Source organism: Bdellovibrio sp. SBM16 (genome assembly GCF_056175625.1).
In genome coordinates, this window is the sequence record NZ_JBJKJG010000004.1 from 101,402 (window position 1) to 118,179 (window position 16,778).

The 16,778-nt window shown below is 41.0% G+C and carries 16 protein-coding genes; 9 read left to right on the forward strand and 7 right to left on the reverse strand.

Annotation, left to right across the window (positions count from 1 at the left end; translation table 11 throughout):
- Positions 1–46 precede the first annotated feature (46 nt).
- From dnaN to AC04MM_RS05160, 9 genes are all read left to right on the forward strand, one after another.
- Positions 47–1,153, forward strand: a complete 1,107-nt coding sequence (dnaN, locus tag AC04MM_RS05120; RefSeq protein ID WP_475379250.1) for a DNA polymerase III subunit beta — start codon at positions 47–49, stop codon at positions 1,151–1,153.
- Entirely contained in the window at positions 1,153–2,283 is a 1,131-nt protein-coding gene (recF, locus tag AC04MM_RS05125; RefSeq protein ID WP_475379251.1) for a DNA replication/repair protein RecF, read from the forward strand. The genes dnaN and recF overlap by 1 nt, the downstream gene beginning before the upstream one ends.
- A 75-nt stretch (positions 2,284–2,358) precedes the next feature.
- Entirely contained in the window at positions 2,359–4,788 is a 2,430-nt protein-coding gene (gene gyrB / locus AC04MM_RS05130) for a DNA topoisomerase (ATP-hydrolyzing) subunit B (RefSeq protein WP_475379252.1), read from the forward strand.
- 17 nt (positions 4,789–4,805) lie between these two features.
- Positions 4,806–7,280: a DNA gyrase subunit A gene (gene gyrA, locus AC04MM_RS05135; RefSeq protein ID WP_475379253.1), complete on the forward strand. Its 2,475-nt coding sequence runs from the start codon at positions 4,806–4,808 to the stop codon at positions 7,278–7,280.
- Entirely contained in the window at positions 7,246–8,067 is an 822-nt protein-coding gene (locus tag AC04MM_RS05140) for a tetratricopeptide repeat protein (protein ID WP_475379254.1), read from the forward strand. Before gyrA ends, AC04MM_RS05140 begins: the two co-directional genes overlap by 35 nt.
- A complete protein-coding gene (locus tag AC04MM_RS05145; protein ID WP_475379255.1) occupies positions 8,064–8,294 on the forward strand; it encodes a hypothetical protein in 231 nt (76 codons plus the stop codon). The genes AC04MM_RS05140 and AC04MM_RS05145 overlap by 4 nt, the downstream gene beginning before the upstream one ends.
- A gap of 13 nt (positions 8,295–8,307) precedes the next feature.
- On the forward strand, positions 8,308–8,664 hold the full coding sequence (locus AC04MM_RS05150) for a hypothetical protein (protein WP_475379256.1): 357 nt from the start codon (positions 8,308–8,310) through the stop codon (positions 8,662–8,664).
- 9 nt (positions 8,665–8,673) lie between these two features.
- Positions 8,674–9,360 (forward strand): F0F1 ATP synthase subunit A, encoded by a 687-nt coding sequence (atpB, locus tag AC04MM_RS05155; protein ID WP_475379257.1) that lies wholly within the window; start codon positions 8,674–8,676, stop codon positions 9,358–9,360.
- A 58-nt stretch (positions 9,361–9,418) separates the two neighbouring features.
- Positions 9,419–9,742, forward strand: a complete 324-nt coding sequence (locus AC04MM_RS05160; protein ID WP_475379258.1) for an ATP synthase F0 subunit C — start codon at positions 9,419–9,421, stop codon at positions 9,740–9,742.
- Positions 9,743–9,922: 180 nt separating this feature from the next.
- Here AC04MM_RS05160 and AC04MM_RS05165 read toward each other — a convergent pair whose 3' ends face one another.
- The 7 genes from AC04MM_RS05165 to AC04MM_RS05195 all read right to left on the reverse strand — a co-directional run bounded on the left by AC04MM_RS05165 (position 9,923) and on the right by AC04MM_RS05195 (position 16,771).
- Positions 9,923–11,293 (reverse strand): phosphomannomutase/phosphoglucomutase, encoded by a 1,371-nt coding sequence (locus AC04MM_RS05165; RefSeq protein ID WP_475379259.1) that lies wholly within the window; start codon positions 11,291–11,293, stop codon positions 9,923–9,925.
- Entirely contained in the window at positions 11,290–12,276 is a 987-nt protein-coding gene (locus AC04MM_RS05170; protein ID WP_475379260.1) for a PdxA family dehydrogenase, read from the reverse strand. Before AC04MM_RS05170 ends, AC04MM_RS05165 begins: the two co-directional genes overlap by 4 nt.
- Positions 12,269–13,264 (reverse strand): peptidylprolyl isomerase, encoded by a 996-nt coding sequence (locus AC04MM_RS05175; RefSeq protein ID WP_475379261.1) that lies wholly within the window; start codon positions 13,262–13,264, stop codon positions 12,269–12,271. Before AC04MM_RS05175 ends, AC04MM_RS05170 begins: the two co-directional genes overlap by 8 nt.
- Before the next feature lie 15 nt (positions 13,265–13,279).
- Positions 13,280–14,290 (reverse strand): peptidyl-prolyl cis-trans isomerase, encoded by a 1,011-nt coding sequence (locus tag AC04MM_RS05180; protein ID WP_475379262.1) that lies wholly within the window; start codon positions 14,288–14,290, stop codon positions 13,280–13,282.
- Complete coding sequence (locus AC04MM_RS05185; protein ID WP_475379263.1) at positions 14,265–15,080, reverse strand: peptidylprolyl isomerase; 816 nt, start codon at positions 15,078–15,080, stop codon at positions 14,265–14,267. The genes AC04MM_RS05180 and AC04MM_RS05185 overlap by 26 nt, the downstream gene beginning before the upstream one ends.
- Before the next feature lie 72 nt (positions 15,081–15,152).
- Positions 15,153–15,797 (reverse strand): lysophospholipid acyltransferase family protein, encoded by a 645-nt coding sequence (locus AC04MM_RS05190; protein ID WP_475379264.1) that lies wholly within the window; start codon positions 15,795–15,797, stop codon positions 15,153–15,155.
- Between the two features lie 5 nt (positions 15,798–15,802).
- Positions 15,803–16,771, reverse strand: coding sequence for an electron transfer flavoprotein subunit alpha/FixB family protein (locus AC04MM_RS05195; protein ID WP_475379265.1), 969 nt, complete (start codon positions 16,769–16,771; stop codon positions 15,803–15,805).
- Positions 16,772–16,778: the final 7 nt, after the last annotated feature.

Below are 16,778 nucleotides of genomic sequence, written 5' to 3' on the forward strand. Positions count from 1 at the left end.
TAGTAAGGCACATAAAAATTTAAGCAATAAAACCAAAAGGCTTTATATGAAAATCGAAATTCAGAAAAAAGATTTATTAGGATTAATCGGTAGAACACAAAACATCGTTGAAAAAAGAAACACGATGCCTGTTTTAGTGAACGTTCTTTTAGAAACGGCAAATAATCAATTAAAAGCCTATGCCACAGATTTAGAAGTAAGCCTTACTGACAGTAGCCCGGCCGTGATTAAAGAAGAAGGCAAGGTCGCTGTAAGCGCTAAAAGCCTATTTGATTTAACTAAAGAACTTTTGGAAGGTCCGATTCAATTAACCAAGAAAGAAAATAACTACCTAGAAATTAAACAGGGCAAGTTTTTATCAAAGATTGTCGGTGTAGCTGCTGAAGAGTATCCGGTATTCCCAACTTATAAATCAGAAAACTTTTCTAAGATCGATGCTTCAGAATTTAAGCAGATGATCGATAAAACAATTTACAGCGTTTCTAACGATGAAACACGCTATCATTTAAATGGCGTCTTCTTTGAAGCTTCAGATAAAAACAATGTGACAATGGTAGCAACCGATGGTCACCGATTAAGTTTAATTAAAAAATCTTTTTCGAATCTAACGTTTAACGAAAAAGTGGGCGTGATTATTCCCAAAAAAGGTTTATTTGAAATTAAAAAATTAATTGAGAACACCGTTGAAGATGTTTATGTGGCAGTCGAAGGTTCACAATTTATTGTTAAGTGCGGCACTTGCGTATTAATGATCAGACTGATTGAAGGTAAATATCCGAATTATCAACAGTTTATTCCACAAAAACTTTCTCACAAGATCAAAATTCCTCGTGAGACAATTCTTTCTTCTTTAAAGAAAGTTTCTTTATTGGCTAACGCCAAATCAAAAGCGATTCTATTAACATTTACCAACAACAGACTAGAAATCACATCTAGCAATCCTGAATTAGGTGATGCTAAAGATGAGCTAGATGTTGATTACTCAGGTCCGGATTTAAAAATCGGTTTTAATGCCAGATACATTGAAGATGTTCTAAAAAACATCGAGCAAGACAGCATAGAAATTGAATTAAATGATCAGGTGTCTCCTGGCGTGTTAAAAGCATCTGGTAAAAACGACTATGTGAATGTCGTCATGCCGATGAGAATTTAATGCAGCTGAATACTCTGGGGCTTAAAAGCTTTAGAAATATTTCTGAGGCGCATCTCAAGCTTTCTCCACGTTTGAATATTTTTATCGGCGATAATGGTCAGGGTAAAACCAACTTTATTGAAAGTATCCATCTGCTGATTGAGGGTGAATCTTTCAGATATTCTGACTATTCAACTTTAATTCAGTTTGGTCAGCAAAACGCATTTATCAAAGCTTGCGTACAAAATAATGATCTTGAATATCAAATTCTGGTCAAACTGATCGGCAATAAAAAAGAAACTCTGGTGAATGATAAAAAAACCACCAAGGTTGAGCAATACCTGCCTCCTGTTGTGCTTTTTTCGCCTGAAAGCTTATCGGTGATCAAAGAATCTGATGACGAGCGCAGAAAGCTTCTGGATAGCTTAATTGAAACCAGCGTCAAAAACGGTAAACAACTAATCCTTGAATTTAAAAAAGCCTTAAGAACACGCAATAAGATTTTAAGAGATATTGCTGAAGATAAGATCGCGCGCGATATGGGTATTCAAACTTTAGAGAGCATCAATCAGATCTACTTCCATTTAGCAGGCAAACTTACGTATTTACGCATTAAATGCCTGACTGAGATTAAACCCTACGTACAAGACGCCCTGGTTAAAATTGAAACTAAAAACCCAAATGTGACTTTTGATTTTTCTTACGAAATTTCTGACCAAAAAATTGTGGAAAATTCTGAGGAAATGTTGATAAATTTAATGAAAAAAAGAGCCCAAGAACTGCTCCCAGCTGAGCTTTCCGCAGGCATCAGTTTAGTAGGTCCGCAGAAGCATGATGTCATATTTCTATATAGCGGAAATGACTCACGTTTTTTCTCTTCGCAGGGGCAGCAAAGATCTATCATATTAGCTTTCAAAATGGCTCAAATCGTGTATCATTACAAGGTTAACGGATTCTATCCTGTGTTGTTATTGGATGATGTGTTGTCGGAGCTAGATCAAACGAAGCAAAATTCGCTCGTTTTGGCGTTGAATGAAATTCAAACTCAGACATTTTTAACCTCAACTGATATCGAAGTTTTGAACAAACTAAACATCGATAGAAGCACCGTTTTCAAAGTACAAAATGGATTTGTACAAACTGCTGGTTAATTTCAGCGGTTAAAGAAATTAATTTAAAAAGAATTTTTCTTTCTTAGATGTTTCGCAAATGTGTGAGAGGTGCTCATGTCAGAACAAGTTTCAACAACGGCCGTATCTTCGGATAAACAGTACGGCGCAGACGATATTCAGGTCTTAGAAGGACTTGAAGCCGTTCGTAAAAGACCGGGAATGTACATCGGTGATACGACGATTCGTGGTTATCACCATCTTGTCTACGAGATTGCGGATAATGCTGTCGATGAACATTTAGCTGGATATTGTAAAAATATTTACGTGACCATTCATACCGATGGTTCTCTATCGGTGGACGATAACGGCCGCGGTGTTCCGGTTGGTCCACATAAATCCGGTAAAGATGCAATGGAAGTTGTTTATACGGTTCTCCATGCCGGCGGTAAATTTGATGGTGGCGCGTACAAAGTTTCCGGCGGTCTACATGGCGTTGGTGCCTCGGTTGTTAATGCCCTGTCTTCTCGTTGTCAGGCAGAATCGCATAAAAACGGTACTCACTACCGCCAAGTTTACCACAAAGGTATTCCTGATGGCCCAGTTGAAAAAGTTGGCCCTACAAACCGTACCGGTACAATCGTAACGTTTAAACCTGATTTAGAAATCTTTAAAGAACCGGGAATGGCCTTTGATTTTAATACATTATCAAACCGTTTTCGCGAGATTGCTTTCTTAAATGCTGGTCTTCACATCTGTTTAACGGATGAAACAACGGGCAAAAAAGCTGATTTCCAATACGCTAACGGTGTTGCTGAATTCGTTGCTTACTTAAATCAATCTAAAAAAGCGATTCACAATGAAGTAATTTACTTCAAAGGTGAAAAAGACCAGGTTGAAGTAGAAATCGCAATGCAATGGAATGATTCTTACTCAGAATCTATCTACTGCTACGCAAATAACATCAATACTCACGAAGGTGGAACGCATTTAGTGGGTTTCCGTGGCGCTTTAACTCGTACGACAAATTCATACGCGACTCAGAAAAATCTATTAAAAGATTTTAAAGAATCAATCGAAGGTGAAGATATCCGCGAAGGTTTAGCTGCGATTATCTCTGTTAAAGTTCGTGAACCTCAATTCGAAGGACAAACAAAAACTAAACTTGGAAATGCCGAAGTAAAAGGTATTGTCGAATCTTTAGTAAATGATAAATTAGCTGACTGGTTAGATAGAAATCCAAGCACTGCAAAAACAATTGTGACTAAATGTGTGGAAGCAGCCCGCGCCCGCGACGCAGCTAGAAAAGCGCGTGATTTAACCCGCCGTAAAACAGCACTCGACGGCGGATCATTACCTGGAAAAATGGCAGACTGCCAAGAGCGCGATCCAGCCAAATGTGAATTATACCTGGTGGAGGGAGACTCGGCCGGTGGATCAGCAAAAATGGCGCGTGATCGTAAGACACAAGCCGTTTTACCGTTAAAAGGTAAGATCTTAAACGTTGAAAAAGCACGTTTTGATAAAATGTTATCAAACGACGAGATCAAAATGATGATTTCGGCGTTAGGAACAGGTATCGGCAAAGAAAATGTTTCAGCCGATAAAATCCGTTATCACAAAATTATTATCATGACCGATGCCGATGTGGATGGATCGCATATCCGTACACTTTTATTAACTTTCTTCTACCGTCAAATGCCGGAAGTATTAGAAAAAGGTTATATCTACATCGCTCAACCACCTTTATACCGCGCTAAAAAAGGTCAATCTGAGACTTACTTAAAGGATGAAGCTGCATTAACAGAACATCTATTAAAAACAGGTTTAGATTCGTTTGAAGTTAAAGGTAAAAAAGTTGAAACCGCTGAATTGCGTAAGTTCATCTTGGGTATTCAAAAATTTAATTCGTTATTACATTCATCTTCACGTAAATACGACAGAGATGTTCTATACTTCTTATTGAGTAAAGTAGCTGATTTAGATTCGACCCTAAAAGATGAAACTAAATTAACAAAAGCTTTAACTGATTTAAAAGCCTGGATTGCAAACCAGCCGACTTTGGGTGTTACTGAAGTTGATTTCTCTGTAACAAACACAGATGGCAAAGTTGAAGCAGTAGTTGAAACTACCCGTTACGCTGACCGGATGAAAACAGTTTTATCTGCTGACATGATCAATTTCTCTGAAATTGTAGAAATCAGAAATATCTGGAACCATATGCAATCGATTTCTAAGCTACCGATGACAATCGTTAGAAACGGTGAAGATCAGGACTTTGAAAATTACAACGACTTCTATGAAAACATCATGGAAAGCTCGAAAAAAGGTATTTATATCCAACGTTACAAAGGATTAGGAGAAATGAATCCAGAGCAACTTTGGGATACGACACTAAATCCTGAAAACCGTAATTTATTAAAAGTCACTATTGATGATGCTGTCGCGGCAGATGAAACTTTCTCAGTTCTTATGGGTGAGCAAGTTGAACCACGTCGTAAATTTATCCAAGATAATGCGCTATTGGCGCGTTCGTTAGATGTGTAATTAGGGGAATGGATTAAATGGATTCGAATGACAACAACAACGTTCCAGTAAAAGGCGTTACTAACGTAGATATCAACAAAGAAATGCGCGATGCTTACTTACAGTACTCAATGTCTGTAATCGTAGGTCGCGCCCTACCCGATGTGCGTGACGGTTTAAAACCGGTTCATCGCCGTGTTTTATTTGCCCAACATGAGCTTTCAAACACACACGATAAGCCGTATAAAAAATCAGCGCGTGTTGTTGGTGATGTTATCGGTAAATACCATCCGCACGGTGATAATGCCGCCTACGATACGATGGTACGTATGGCTCAGGATTTCTCGCTTCGCTACCCGCTGATCGACGGTCAGGGTAACTTCGGTTCAATTGACGGAGACAGCGCGGCCGCTTCCCGTTACACCGAAGTACGTATGACGAGATTGGCAGAAGAATTACTGGCTGATATCGAAAAAGAAACTGTAGCACATGGTCCGAACTATGATGATTCGTTACAGATCCCGTTGGTGTTACCATCAAAATTTCCAAATCTACTAGTGAACGGCTCTTCTGGTATCGCCGTCGGTATGGCAACAAATATTCCGCCGCACAATTTAGGCGAGGTAGTAGATGGCGCCATTCACTTAATTAACAATCCGGACTGTTCGATCGATGATTTAATCGAAAGAATCCCTGGCCCGGATTTTCCGACTGCAGGCTTAATTGCCGGACGTGCGGGAATCTTACAGGCTTACAAAAAAGGTCGCGGTATCATCACGTTAAAAGCACGCACTGAAATCGAAACAAAAAAAGATCACGAAGAAATTATCGTGACTGAGCTTCCGTACCAGGTAAATAAAGCAAAATTAATTGAATCGATTGCCGACCTGGTAAAAGAAAAAACGATCGAAGGTATCTCAGATATCCGCGACGAATCATCGCGCGAAGGTATGCGCGTCGTTATTATCTTAAAACGTGGCGAAAACGGTTCGGTTATTTTAAACCGCTTATTCAAATTCACGCAGTTACAAGTTAGCTTTGGTATCATCATGCTTGCGATCGATGCGAAAAACCAACCGGTAACATTTGATTTAAAATCAATGTTAGAGGCGTTCGTTGATCACAGACGCGATGTTGTTACTAAGCGCTGTATCTTCGAACTTAAAAAAGCCCAAGAACGCGCCCATATCTTAGAAGGCTTGAAGAAAGCACTAGATAATATCGATGCCGTTATCGCTACGATTAAAGCATCGCGTGAAGCTAACGTGGCTCGCGAAAACTTAATGAGCAAGTTCCAGTTCTCTGAGCGTCAAGCGGTGGCCATTTTAGAGATGCGTTTACAGCGCTTAACTGGTTTAGAGATCCAAAAAATCATCGATGAATTAGAAGAAATCACCAAACAGATTAACTGGTTAAAATTTGTATTATCTGACGTGAAAGAAATTTACAAAATCATCATTGGTGAATTAGAAGAAATTAAGAAAAAGTACGCTGACAAGCGCCGCTCGGAAATCACTGGTGATATGGAAGATCTTGAAGATGAAGATCTGATTGCTGATGAGCCGATGGTTGTGACAATCACAAACACGGGTTACATCAAACGTATCAACACAGAAGAATACCGCGTACAAAAACGTGGCGGTAAAGGCTTAAAAGGCATGGAAACCCGTGAGGAAGATTACGTCACGGATATTTTTACGGCCTCAACAAAAACTCAGTTATTAGTGTTCACTGACAAAGGTAAAGTTTACTGGTGTAAAGTTCATAAATTACCTTTAGGCAACAGAACATCTAAAGGCAAAGCAATTGCGAACGTTGTTCAGCTGGCGGCCGGCGAAAAAGTCCGCGCAATTTTACCGGTGAATGAGTTTTCTGAAAACAAATACGTCGTAATGTTAACTGAAAAAGGGATCATCAAAAAAACTTCTCTGGATTCTTTCAGCAACCCTCGTCAGGCGGGTATCATCGCTTTAACGACAGATTTAGAAGATCAATTAGTAGCAGCGAAGATTTCTGATGGCCAATCAGATATTTTCATCGCCACGAAAGAAGGTATGTCGATTCGTTTTAATGAAGATGACGTGCGCGGCATGGGTCGTTCGGCCCGCGGTGTAAAAGGTATTACGCTGGCTAAAGACGATATCGTTGTCGGCATGCAAGTGATCGAAAAAGACACGAAAGATACACTTTTGATGGTTACTTCTAAGGGTTACGGTAAGCGTTCAGATGTTACCGAGTACCGCGTTCAATCGCGTGGTGGTGTTGGTATCATCACACAAAAAACAACTGATAAAGTTGGTAATGTGGTTGGAACATTAAAAGTAAATGCGGCTCAGGAGTTAATCTTATCGACGGATCAAGGCCAGGTTATCAGAATGAAAATCTCTGATATTTCAGTTCTTGGACGTAATACACAAGGTGTAAGACTTATTAACTTAGATGAGAAGCAAGAGTTCGTTTCAGGTTTAGCTGTTGTCGATGATGAAGATAAAGCTGGCGAAGAAATCCACTAAGTTATTCATACTTTTCTTAACGGCAGGTGCTATGAGTGCCTGCCAATCCAGAGCTGAAAAGTTTTACCACTTGGCTCAAGAAAAAATCGAACAGCGTCAGTTTTTGGACGCTGTTGATCTTTTAGAAAACTCAGCTGAATTAGAAAAAAACAATCGTCTGTGGTCAAAAACCCAGTTTGAGATTGCACGCATTCTGCGTTTTGAGATTCATGACTACAATAAAGCTTTACTCGTGTACCGCGACCTAATTCTAAAATCTGAAGACGCGTCGATTCGCCTGCTTTCGCAGGATGCAATCGCCGAAATTTATTTTGAAAATATCCAGGATTACACCAGTGCCGTTAAAGAATATTTATTGCTTGAATCACTGATTAAGGACCCGGAAAAGCTGGAAAAGATCAGGCTTAAAATCGCTCAGTGTTACCGCTATACCGGAAGTTTTAAAACGGCGCTTGAGTATATTGAGGTCTTTTCGGCTTCGGCAAAATTTGAGAAAAACGCATTTTTGAAACTAAAGGCCCAAACCTATTCGTCGCTGGGTCAATACGATGAAGCCGTTAAGAATTATAACCAGATCCTGGCCAGCGACCCGAAATATTTCTTGGAAGAAAACCTATATATAGCGGTGGCGATGGCCTATGAAGAAAAGCAGGATTACAAAGCGGCCATCAATTATCTCCAACAAAACAAAAATAAAATTAAAGATCAGGCTTACTTCGATCTGCGAATTAAGCGCTTAAATGAAAAGCTAGTGAATAAACCCTTCACCAACGGGGTCAGAAAATGAATATGCCAAATCCTAAACCACCGAAGCGAAATAAGTACTTGATGTTCACTGCCATCGGCTTTGAATTAATATCGCTTATTTTGTTTGCAATTTATGGTGGTGAGTATCTGGTTAAACAGGGCTACCCAAATTACCTAAAGGCATTACTTATTGTGTTGGCCTTTGTTGTGTGGTTTATCAGTCTTATCACTAAGTTACGAGCGATCGAAAAAAATAAAGATCAATAGAAAGACCATTTAAATGATTAAAAAAATTGCAAGTTTATCGCTTTTAACCGCAATTATTGCCGGCCTTGCCACCTGGTTTTTCGCCACCGGACCGATGGCCTTCACCGCAGTACTTTGTCATCTGCTGCTTATTGTGAATTTGTTAGGGATTTGGGTTATTTGGAGAGTGGTTTTCGAGAAAAAATCCGTTGCCCTAGGGGTTGTGGTCATTATATTAAAATACCCGTTACTTGGATATATCGTAATACAGATGAGCCGCCAGAGTTGGTTTAATTCAATCGGCGTTTTAATCGGATTTTTATCGTTTGTCGTTTCGATTGTTCTGGGTGCTCTGCTAAAGCAGAGTTTAGATAAAAAAATTAAACCGTAAGGACAAAGTATGCATTTTAACTGGACGCAATTAATCCCTTTTGTTGGTCACCACTATATCCATGTTGCTACGCTATTGTTGGCAACGATCCTTTGTGTAGTAGTTGGCTTAGTTGCACGCGTTTCTTTAGGTTCTGGCGATGCAGCTGTGATCCCGACGAACAAATTTTCTGTTCGCGGTGTTTTTGAATTCTTAACTGAGTATATCTACAACTTAGCAAATCAAGTAATTGGTCACCATGGCCGTCATTTCGCTCCATATTTTGCAGCGATTTTTACTTTTGTATTAATCAACAACTTTGTAGGTCTTATCCCGGGTATGACACCTGCGACTGACAACTTTAACACAACGTTTGCTTTCGGTGTGTTTTCTTTCTTAGCGTATAACGTGATTGGTTTAAAAGAAGGTGGCTTAGGTTATTTAAAACATTTCTTGGGCCCAGTATTAGCATTAGCCCCGCTAATGTTGATCATCGAGTTGATCTCTCACTTTATCCGTCCATTAACTTTAGGTTTACGTTTGGCGAACGTGATGACAGGTGACCACGCGGTATTAACAGTTTTCTTAAACTTATTCCCGATCGGTCCTGCGATTCCGTTCTACTTAATGGGAATGCTTGTTTGCGTCATTCAAGCGTTCGTATTCACTTTATTATCAATGGTCTACGTGGCTCTTGCTACAGCCCACGACCACTAAGATCAGCCGGAAGGCTGACCACTAATTAACTGGTATTAAAAATACCAAGGAGAAACACATGAAAAAGGCAATCGTATTTGCTACAACATTATTAGCTTCTGCTACCGTATTTGCACAAGATGCAGCTGCAGCAGCAACTGGCTCAAACAGCGGTTTAATCGCTTTATCTGCTGCTATCGCTATCGGTTTAGCGGTATTCGGTGGTACAGCGGCTCAAGGTAAAGCTGCTTCTGCTGCTTTAGAAGGTATGGCTCGTAATCCAGCTGCTTCTGACAAATTATTCACACCGCTTATCTTAGCTTTAGCTCTTATCGAGTCTTTAGTTATCTTAGCGTTCCTAGTTGCTTTCGTAAAATTACCAGCAGCTGGTTTCGGTTTCTAATTTATTGCGAACCTCAGTTCGCAGCTAAGTTTAAAACTAAGAAAGGTCGGTTTTATCACCGGCCTTTTTTTATTGGCTCGAAGAGTGATTGGCTAGCAAAATAAAAAAACCCAAGGCAACATACCTTGGGTTTATTCTTTTTCGACTGAAAATAACTGTAGTGAAAAGGCCTGCCGGCTTTTATAAGTATTTATTCACAACATTCATAACTGAATCTTGGATCTTTTTAAGCCCTGCTTCAGTTGATGATTCGAAACGCACAACTAATACTGGTTGTGTATTTGAAGCGCGAGCCAATGCCCAGCCATCGTTAAAGCTGATGCGGATGCCGTCGATTAGGTTAACTTTAAAATCGTCTGAAGGTTTTGAAAATGCTTCTTTAACTTTTTCAACGATTAAAACTTTCTTCTCTTCTGTTGTGTCGATACGAATTTCTGGCGTGTTGAAGGCCGGAGGCAAACCTTCTAATAACTGCGGAATGTTTTTTCCGGTTTGTGATAAGATTTCACATAAACGCAGCCCTGCGTATGGAGCGTCGTCGTAACCATAGTTGCGGTCAGCAAAGAATACGTGACCAGACATTTCACCGCCGAACGGTGCTTTTTCTGATTTAACTTTTTCCTTTACTAAGCTGTGGCCGGTTTTCCATAACACCGGCACGCCACCGTGTTTGGCGATATCATTGTACATTCTGTCAGAGCACTTTACATCACCAACAATTTTTTCACCTTTTTTTGTCGCCAATACTGAACGAGCGTAGATCGTCATTAACTCGTCGCCGTAAATCATCTTACCGGTGTGATCGACGATACCAATACGGTCCGCATCGCCGTCAAATCCGATACCAACTACAGCACCGGTTTCTTTAACCTTTTTCGCAAGATCCTGTAGGTTTTCTTCGACAGTTGGATCAGGATGGTGATTTGGGAAAGTTCCATCTGGTTTTTCAAATAAAATTTCTGGAGTTAAACCCACGGCTTCAAATAAGCGTTTTACAATTACGCCGCCGGCGCCGTTGCCGCAATCAAGAACGACCTTGATTGGCTTTAACTGGCCAAATTCTTTTTTATAGCGTTCTAAATAATCCGGAAAGATATCGTAGCTTTTTGCCGAACCACCCGGGTTAGTGACATAGTCATTTTCAGAAATAATTTTGTAAAGCTGTTGAATTTCGGCGCCATGGATAGTGGTTTTGCCAAAAGAAATCTTAAAGCCGTTGTACTCTGGCGGGTTATGCGAACCGGTTACCATGATGCCGCCATCTAGATCCAGAGCAAAGGTAGAAAAATAGCTGATCGGTGAAGTCACCATGCCGAGCATGTAAACCTCAGCACCCGATTCAACAAATCCTTTTTTAAGATTTTCGATTAATGGCACAGAAGACGTTCTGGCATCATGACCTAATGATAAACGAAAAGACTTTTTGCCGGTTTTTTTCTGCACAAACGAGCAGAACGCTTTTCCTAGGTAGTAAGCGAATTCATCGTCGAATTGCTTATTGTAAACTCCACGAATATCGTATTCACGAAAAATAATTGGGCTGATGATCATATCTGCTGTCCCTTCTTTAATAATTTAATATTTAATTCAATCGCTTCACGCATCGAGTTGGCGTTAGCTTTGTTTTTATTATAAATATCTTTAGCCGTTCCATGATCTACGCTGGTACGTAGAAATGGTAGTCCTAATGTAATGTGCACGCCGCTATCCTGGCCATGAATCATTTTAAACGGTATTAAACCCTGATCATGATAGAGAGCCAAATAAGTCGAATACTTTGACCAGTTTTCAGGAAAAAATGCTGCATCTGGCGAAAGCGGACCGCTGAGAAACTTATGTTTTTTTACTAGCGGCAGTAAGAATTTTTGTTCAAATGATCCAACCACACCTTTTTCGCCGGCATGCGGATTGAGTCCTAAAAGACCTACCGGCTTACCACTAGATAGCAGGGCTTGCAGCTTTTTGGCGGCTGCCAGGCTGGCTGTGAGTTTCTTTGGGGATAACTCTTTTTCGATATCTTTTATGGCTATATGGTCAGTTGCAATGATCACGTTAAATTTATTACCGATAAAACCCATAAACATGGGGTTCTTCGGAAAGTAATGCCTAAAAATTCCGGTATGCCCTACGAATTTATAACCAGCCTCTTTGATCAGTGTTTTTGAAACCGGTGCCGTAACCAGCGAGGTCATCATCTTATCACGGCAAAGTTCGGTGGCTTCAACGATCCATTCGGCCGCATTGCTGGAAAGCTCTAAATCAAACAGAAAATGGCCGTCGAGCGCATTGGCATTTTTTAAAATATAAAAAAAGGCCAGCGCTGAACGCGCAGAGGTAAATGTTAAACGTGAAAACTTTTGATCAATCAGATTAAAGTAGCGCTTCTGTTTTTTTTCCTGCTTTTTATCGCGAAATAAAAAAAACGAAGTGTTCTTCTGCGGACCGAGTTTTGCTAGCGCTTTTGCTGTGACCTCGAAGCCAATACCATCTGGATCGCCCGTGGTAATGGCAACGGCCGAAAACAACTTACTCATAAATTTTAATGTAAGCTTCTTGTTTTTTTGATTCGAACCAGTTTTTTAACTGGCGCTTAAAGTTTTTCTCAACCAAGCCCGCTTTGATCTGCTCTTTGTATCTTACGAACATCGGATCCTGGGTTACTTTTTTATCCAACACCTTTAAAATCTGGTAACCACGCGAAGTGCGCACGATCTGCGAATTTTCGCCGGCCTCAAGATTGGCTACGGCTTTTTCCATTTCTGGGTTTAGATCACCGGTTTTAAAAGTACCCAAAACCCCGCCTGGATTCGCGTTCGGGTCTTCATTGTATTTGTCGGCCAGTGATTCAAACGATTCGCCAGCCTGCAGTTTTTTATAAACACTGTCAGCACGTTTCAGAGCTTCTTCCGGCGAGCCCTTACGTGGGTTAAAGAAAATCATTGCCACTTTAAATTCGTTCACGTTCGGTTTGTATTTAGGATTGCGTATTTTATATTCGTTGTAGGCGTCATCATCGGTAATGCGGAGCTTAGAGACGATTTCGGTTTCAAAAAAGTTTTTACGCTCCATGCGCGCTTTTAAGGTTTTTTTGTAATCAGCCACACTGAAGCCCTGTCTTTTAATATAAGCTTCCAGTTCAGACTTGTTCATACCGTTTTTCTTTGCCATTTCAGACATCTCTTCATTAACACGCTCATCGGTAAAAGATAAGTTCTGGCGTTTGATTTCTGATTCAACAAGTTTTTCGCGGATTAAAAACTGCAGCTGGGTGTTGCGGTTTGATTTTAAATCTTCAATTTTATCGTCCAATAACATGGTCTCATCGATTGAGCCCTCTTTTTTTAAACGCGAAGGAACTTCGTTTAGGTCTGACTGCAATACGGCCTCGGAACCAACGGTGGCAATAATTTTATCAACAAGGTCTGCTTTATCAGATTTTTTGGCAGGAGATTCTTTGGCCGGAGCCGCCAAAACAAGACAAGAAACTAAGCTTAATACTAATGGAATGAAGTACTTTTTCATCCCAAGAATATCTCTTTATTCTTCGCGGGTTTCAACGACCAAAGCGTCAATGGCAGCTGTATTGCGAAGAATTTTATAGCGCTTAATTTGCTCGTCTAGCCAGGCCGAAAAGCGCGCAGATTCACGCAGCGCCACGACCTCAGCTTTGATCTGTGGCTTGACTTCATTGAACGTACGCTGGAACGACTGCTTGCGCTGAGTTACTTTAAAAAGGCGGTAGCCTTCGGCTACTTGAATCGGCCCGATTAGCTCCGCTTTTTTAGAAATAAATAACGGTTCAAGCGGAGATCCTGAGGCGCGCTCAATCCAACCGTATTTCATGGCGGCAGGATTTGCGCGGTCTAAAGAATACTCCTTAAAAAGGCTTTCTAGCGTACGCTTGCGGTAGAGCTTTTTGATCACATCGGCTTGATTTTCATCCTGCAATAAAATTGATTCGGCCTGAACCGATTCGTTCTGAAAGTACTTAAGCTTGTTAGCCTGGTAATGCGCCTCTAGCTCCTCATCGGTGGGCGTGGCCATTTCTTTGCGCAGTTCAGAAAAAAGCCTTTCGCGCTTGAGGCCGATTTCAACGGCTTTTCGCCAGTCCTGATAAGATTTGTTCTGCGAAGCCAGTTCATCACGAAAATCTTTGTCGCTTGGAAACTGGGAGATTATTTTTGCCAGTTCGGCCTCGAGAGTTTTTGCATCGAGGGTTAATTTTTGGTCGTCAAACCACTGTTCAATCAGGGCGTCGACTAAAAAATCGGTAGTCACTTTGGTTTTAAAAGTTTTTAGTACTGCAGGGTCCTTTGCCGAAAGAGGATCTAATTCTTTCAGGCGATTGGCCAAGGCCATTGAAAACTGGCTCAGGGTCATCGTTCGGTTTTCGACCTGAAGCACAACTTTGGATTTCGTTGAAAAAGAAAATAAATCGCAGCCTGAAAAAGCCAGCGTAATACAAACAAAAAACCCCGCTAACTTGGCGGGGCTTTTTCTAAGTGGCAAATTTAATTTTAAATTATTCAACCAGCTTAGAGTTAACATTTACCGGGTATTGCTTTTTTAAGTTAGCGAAAAAAGCATCGAATAAGACTTTACGTTTTTCGTCGAATACGGCCATGCGGATTTCGCGCTTTGTAGCTTCTTCGTAAGAACGTTTACCTGTTAATTTGAAAATATGAAAACCAAAAGGCGTTTCAACCAGATTAGGAGTTATTTCGTTAATTTTCATTTTTAAAGCCACATCGTAGTAAGCCGGAATTAACGTTAAACGAGATTGCCAGCCGATATCGCCGCCCAAGTTTTTCGTTGTTAAATCGTCTGAGTATAAACGAACCAGCTCTTCAAACGGACGCTTAGATTTTAAAACTTCGCCTAAGATTTCAGTGGCGCGTTTTTTAGCTTCGTCGCGCTGTTGTTGGGTAGCGCCCGGCTTAACCTCGATTAAGATATCAGAAACGCGGATTTGCGGGTTTTTCGCATAGTAAGCCTTCATCTCTGCTTCAGTTACTTTGCTCTCTTGAACCTTTTGACCTAGTTCTTTTTCAAGTAAGCCTTTGTAAAGCTCTTGGTTTAAACGGTCTTGCACCATTGGGTCGTTTTCCAGTTTACGTTTTTTGGCTTCTTGTAAGCCAATTTCGTAGCGGATAAGGTCTTCTAAAAAAACTTTTCTGCTTGGAACATTGGTGATCACCTGAGATGTCACTTCTTTATATTTTTTATTAAACTCACCTAAAGTGATTTTTTTGTTACCAACAGTGGCAACAACGTCAGTATCTTTTTGCGCAAAAGCTGACAAAGAAAACGCTAGGCCTAATGATAAAATCCATTTCATGTGCATAATTCCTTTTTGACGATATAGTCCTATATAAAATGCTAAGGCCTACTCGAGAACACGACAATGATTTTAAGTTAATTTGGCCGATTGGCTGCGCGCATCAAAAAGCTGATTTTTAAGGGAATTTGCTAATTCCGGCGACCTAGGGTCAGTGTTTTTATCAATAGAAAAATTAAACCTTGTCCAGACAATCCTGACCTGGGCGAAAGGCTTGGGAAGATAGGCTTTATTCCACGCTCGCGGAAAATGCCAAGCCCGATCACAAAAAACACCACCGGCAAAAATCGGGGCCTTCATCAGGCGCGCAATTTCAAACACGCCGGGCTTTACTTCGAAAATCGGACCCTTGGGGCCATCAACGGCCATGCTGCAGTTTGATCCTTCTTTGCAGTACTTAAGTAAACCCTTTAGTGCGGATACACCGCCACGGGTAGCTGAGCCGCGTGAAGTTTTTGCGCCCAGTAAAATAAGCGCAGTGTTCATCATCTCGCCGTCTTTTGATGTTGATGTCATAGTGGCTATTTTATATCTGGAAGCCAGCGAGATAAGAGGAATCTCGTCGCCGTGGAAGTGGGCCAGGATAAAAGGTTTGCGCTCTTTCATCATGGCCTTCATGTCATCGGGCTCTTGCAATTCAACTTTCCAGGTCATCGACAACAACTTGTAAATGACCCAGACAATAAAACCTAAAAAAAGCCCGCGAATTTTATGCATGAAAATTAGTGGTGAAGAACTTTTTTAAATTCTTCAGTTAATTTTGGTAAAATTTCTAAAGCATCGCCTACGATGCCGTAAGTAGCTTTTTGGAAAATAGGTGCATTTGGATCGCTGTTGATCGCAACGATAACTTTTGAGCCGCTCATACCCGCTAAGTGCTGGATGGCGCCAGAAACACCGGCTGCGATGTATAACGACGGAGCGACTGTTTTACCAGTTTGGCCAACCTGCATGCTATGTGGCACCCAGCCGGCATCAACAACCGCACGCGAAGCGCCGACAGTTGCTCCTAAAACATCCGCAAGGTCTTGTAAAAGTTTAAAGTTGCCCGCCTCTTTAAGACCGCGGCCACCAGAAACGATAATATTCGCTTCAGTTAAATCTAATTTTTCTGAAGTACCTTTAACGATATTTTTGATGATTGTTTTTAAAGTTGGCGCAGCAAAAGTGTGTTCAGTTGCAGGAGCTGTTTTTGATGTATCTGCAGCAGCTACCGGCAATTGGTTGGCGCGCATTAAGACGATCTTAACGGCCGAGTTTTCAAATGTGCCGGTTGCAAAACATTTACCTGCGTAAAGAGGTTTTTTAACCTTAACATCGTCACCAGAGATAGTAATTTCGGTTCCGTCAGAAACTACGCCGGCATTTAATTTTGCACCAACGCGCGGGAATAAATCTTTAGCCGTCGAAGACGCCGAAGCCAGAACGATTGTCGCACCGGTTTTGGTGATCGCCTCGGCAACTGCAGCCGTGAATAATTCCGGGTTGTACATATCAAACGCAGCATCTTTAGAAAAATGAATTTCTTGAGCCCCATGGTGTGCAAGTTCAGCATGTGCGGCACCGGCCTGCGTTCCTAGAGCAAAGCCTAAAACGGTGTGGCCAGATTTGGCAGCGAATTGTAAAAGCTCTTGTGAGCTTCTTTTAAGTTTGTTGTTTTGAAATTCAGCAAAAACTAAAATTTTTGACATTGTAGCA

Excerpts from the sequence above, each read along its gene's own strand:
- AC04MM_RS05150 (WP_475379256.1), top strand. The coding sequence starts at position 8,308 with ATGATTAAAAAAATTGCAAGTTTATCGCTTTTAACCGCAATTATTGCC.
- AC04MM_RS05165 (WP_475379259.1), bottom strand. The coding sequence starts at position 11,293 with ATGATCATCAGCCCAATTATTTTTCGTGAATACGATATTCGTGGAGTT.
- AC04MM_RS05145 (WP_475379255.1), top strand. The coding sequence starts at position 8,064 with ATGAATATGCCAAATCCTAAACCACCGAAGCGAAATAAGTACTTGATG.
- gyrA (WP_475379253.1), top strand. The coding sequence starts at position 4,806 with ATGGATTCGAATGACAACAACAACGTTCCAGTAAAAGGCGTTACTAAC.
- AC04MM_RS05140 (WP_475379254.1), top strand. The coding sequence starts at position 7,246 with ATGATGAAGATAAAGCTGGCGAAGAAATCCACTAAGTTATTCATACTT.
- AC04MM_RS05185 (WP_475379263.1), bottom strand. The coding sequence starts at position 15,080 with ATGAAATGGATTTTATCATTAGGCCTAGCGTTTTCTTTGTCAGCTTTT.
- gyrB (WP_475379252.1), top strand. The coding sequence starts at position 2,359 with ATGTCAGAACAAGTTTCAACAACGGCCGTATCTTCGGATAAACAGTAC.
- recF (WP_475379251.1), top strand. The coding sequence starts at position 1,153 with ATGCAGCTGAATACTCTGGGGCTTAAAAGCTTTAGAAATATTTCTGAG.
- dnaN (WP_475379250.1), top strand. The coding sequence starts at position 47 with ATGAAAATCGAAATTCAGAAAAAAGATTTATTAGGATTAATCGGTAGA.
- atpB (WP_475379257.1), top strand. The coding sequence starts at position 8,674 with ATGCATTTTAACTGGACGCAATTAATCCCTTTTGTTGGTCACCACTAT.
- AC04MM_RS05195 (WP_475379265.1), bottom strand. The coding sequence starts at position 16,771 with ATGTCAAAAATTTTAGTTTTTGCTGAATTTCAAAACAACAAACTTAAA.
- AC04MM_RS05160 (WP_475379258.1), top strand. The coding sequence starts at position 9,419 with ATGAAAAAGGCAATCGTATTTGCTACAACATTATTAGCTTCTGCTACC.
- AC04MM_RS05180 (WP_475379262.1), bottom strand. The coding sequence starts at position 14,290 with ATGTTAACTCTAAGCTGGTTGAATAATTTAAAATTAAATTTGCCACTT.
- AC04MM_RS05175 (WP_475379261.1), bottom strand. The coding sequence starts at position 13,264 with ATGAAAAAGTACTTCATTCCATTAGTATTAAGCTTAGTTTCTTGTCTT.
- AC04MM_RS05170 (WP_475379260.1), bottom strand. The coding sequence starts at position 12,276 with ATGAGTAAGTTGTTTTCGGCCGTTGCCATTACCACGGGCGATCCAGAT.
- AC04MM_RS05190 (WP_475379264.1), bottom strand. The coding sequence starts at position 15,797 with ATGCATAAAATTCGCGGGCTTTTTTTAGGTTTTATTGTCTGGGTCATT.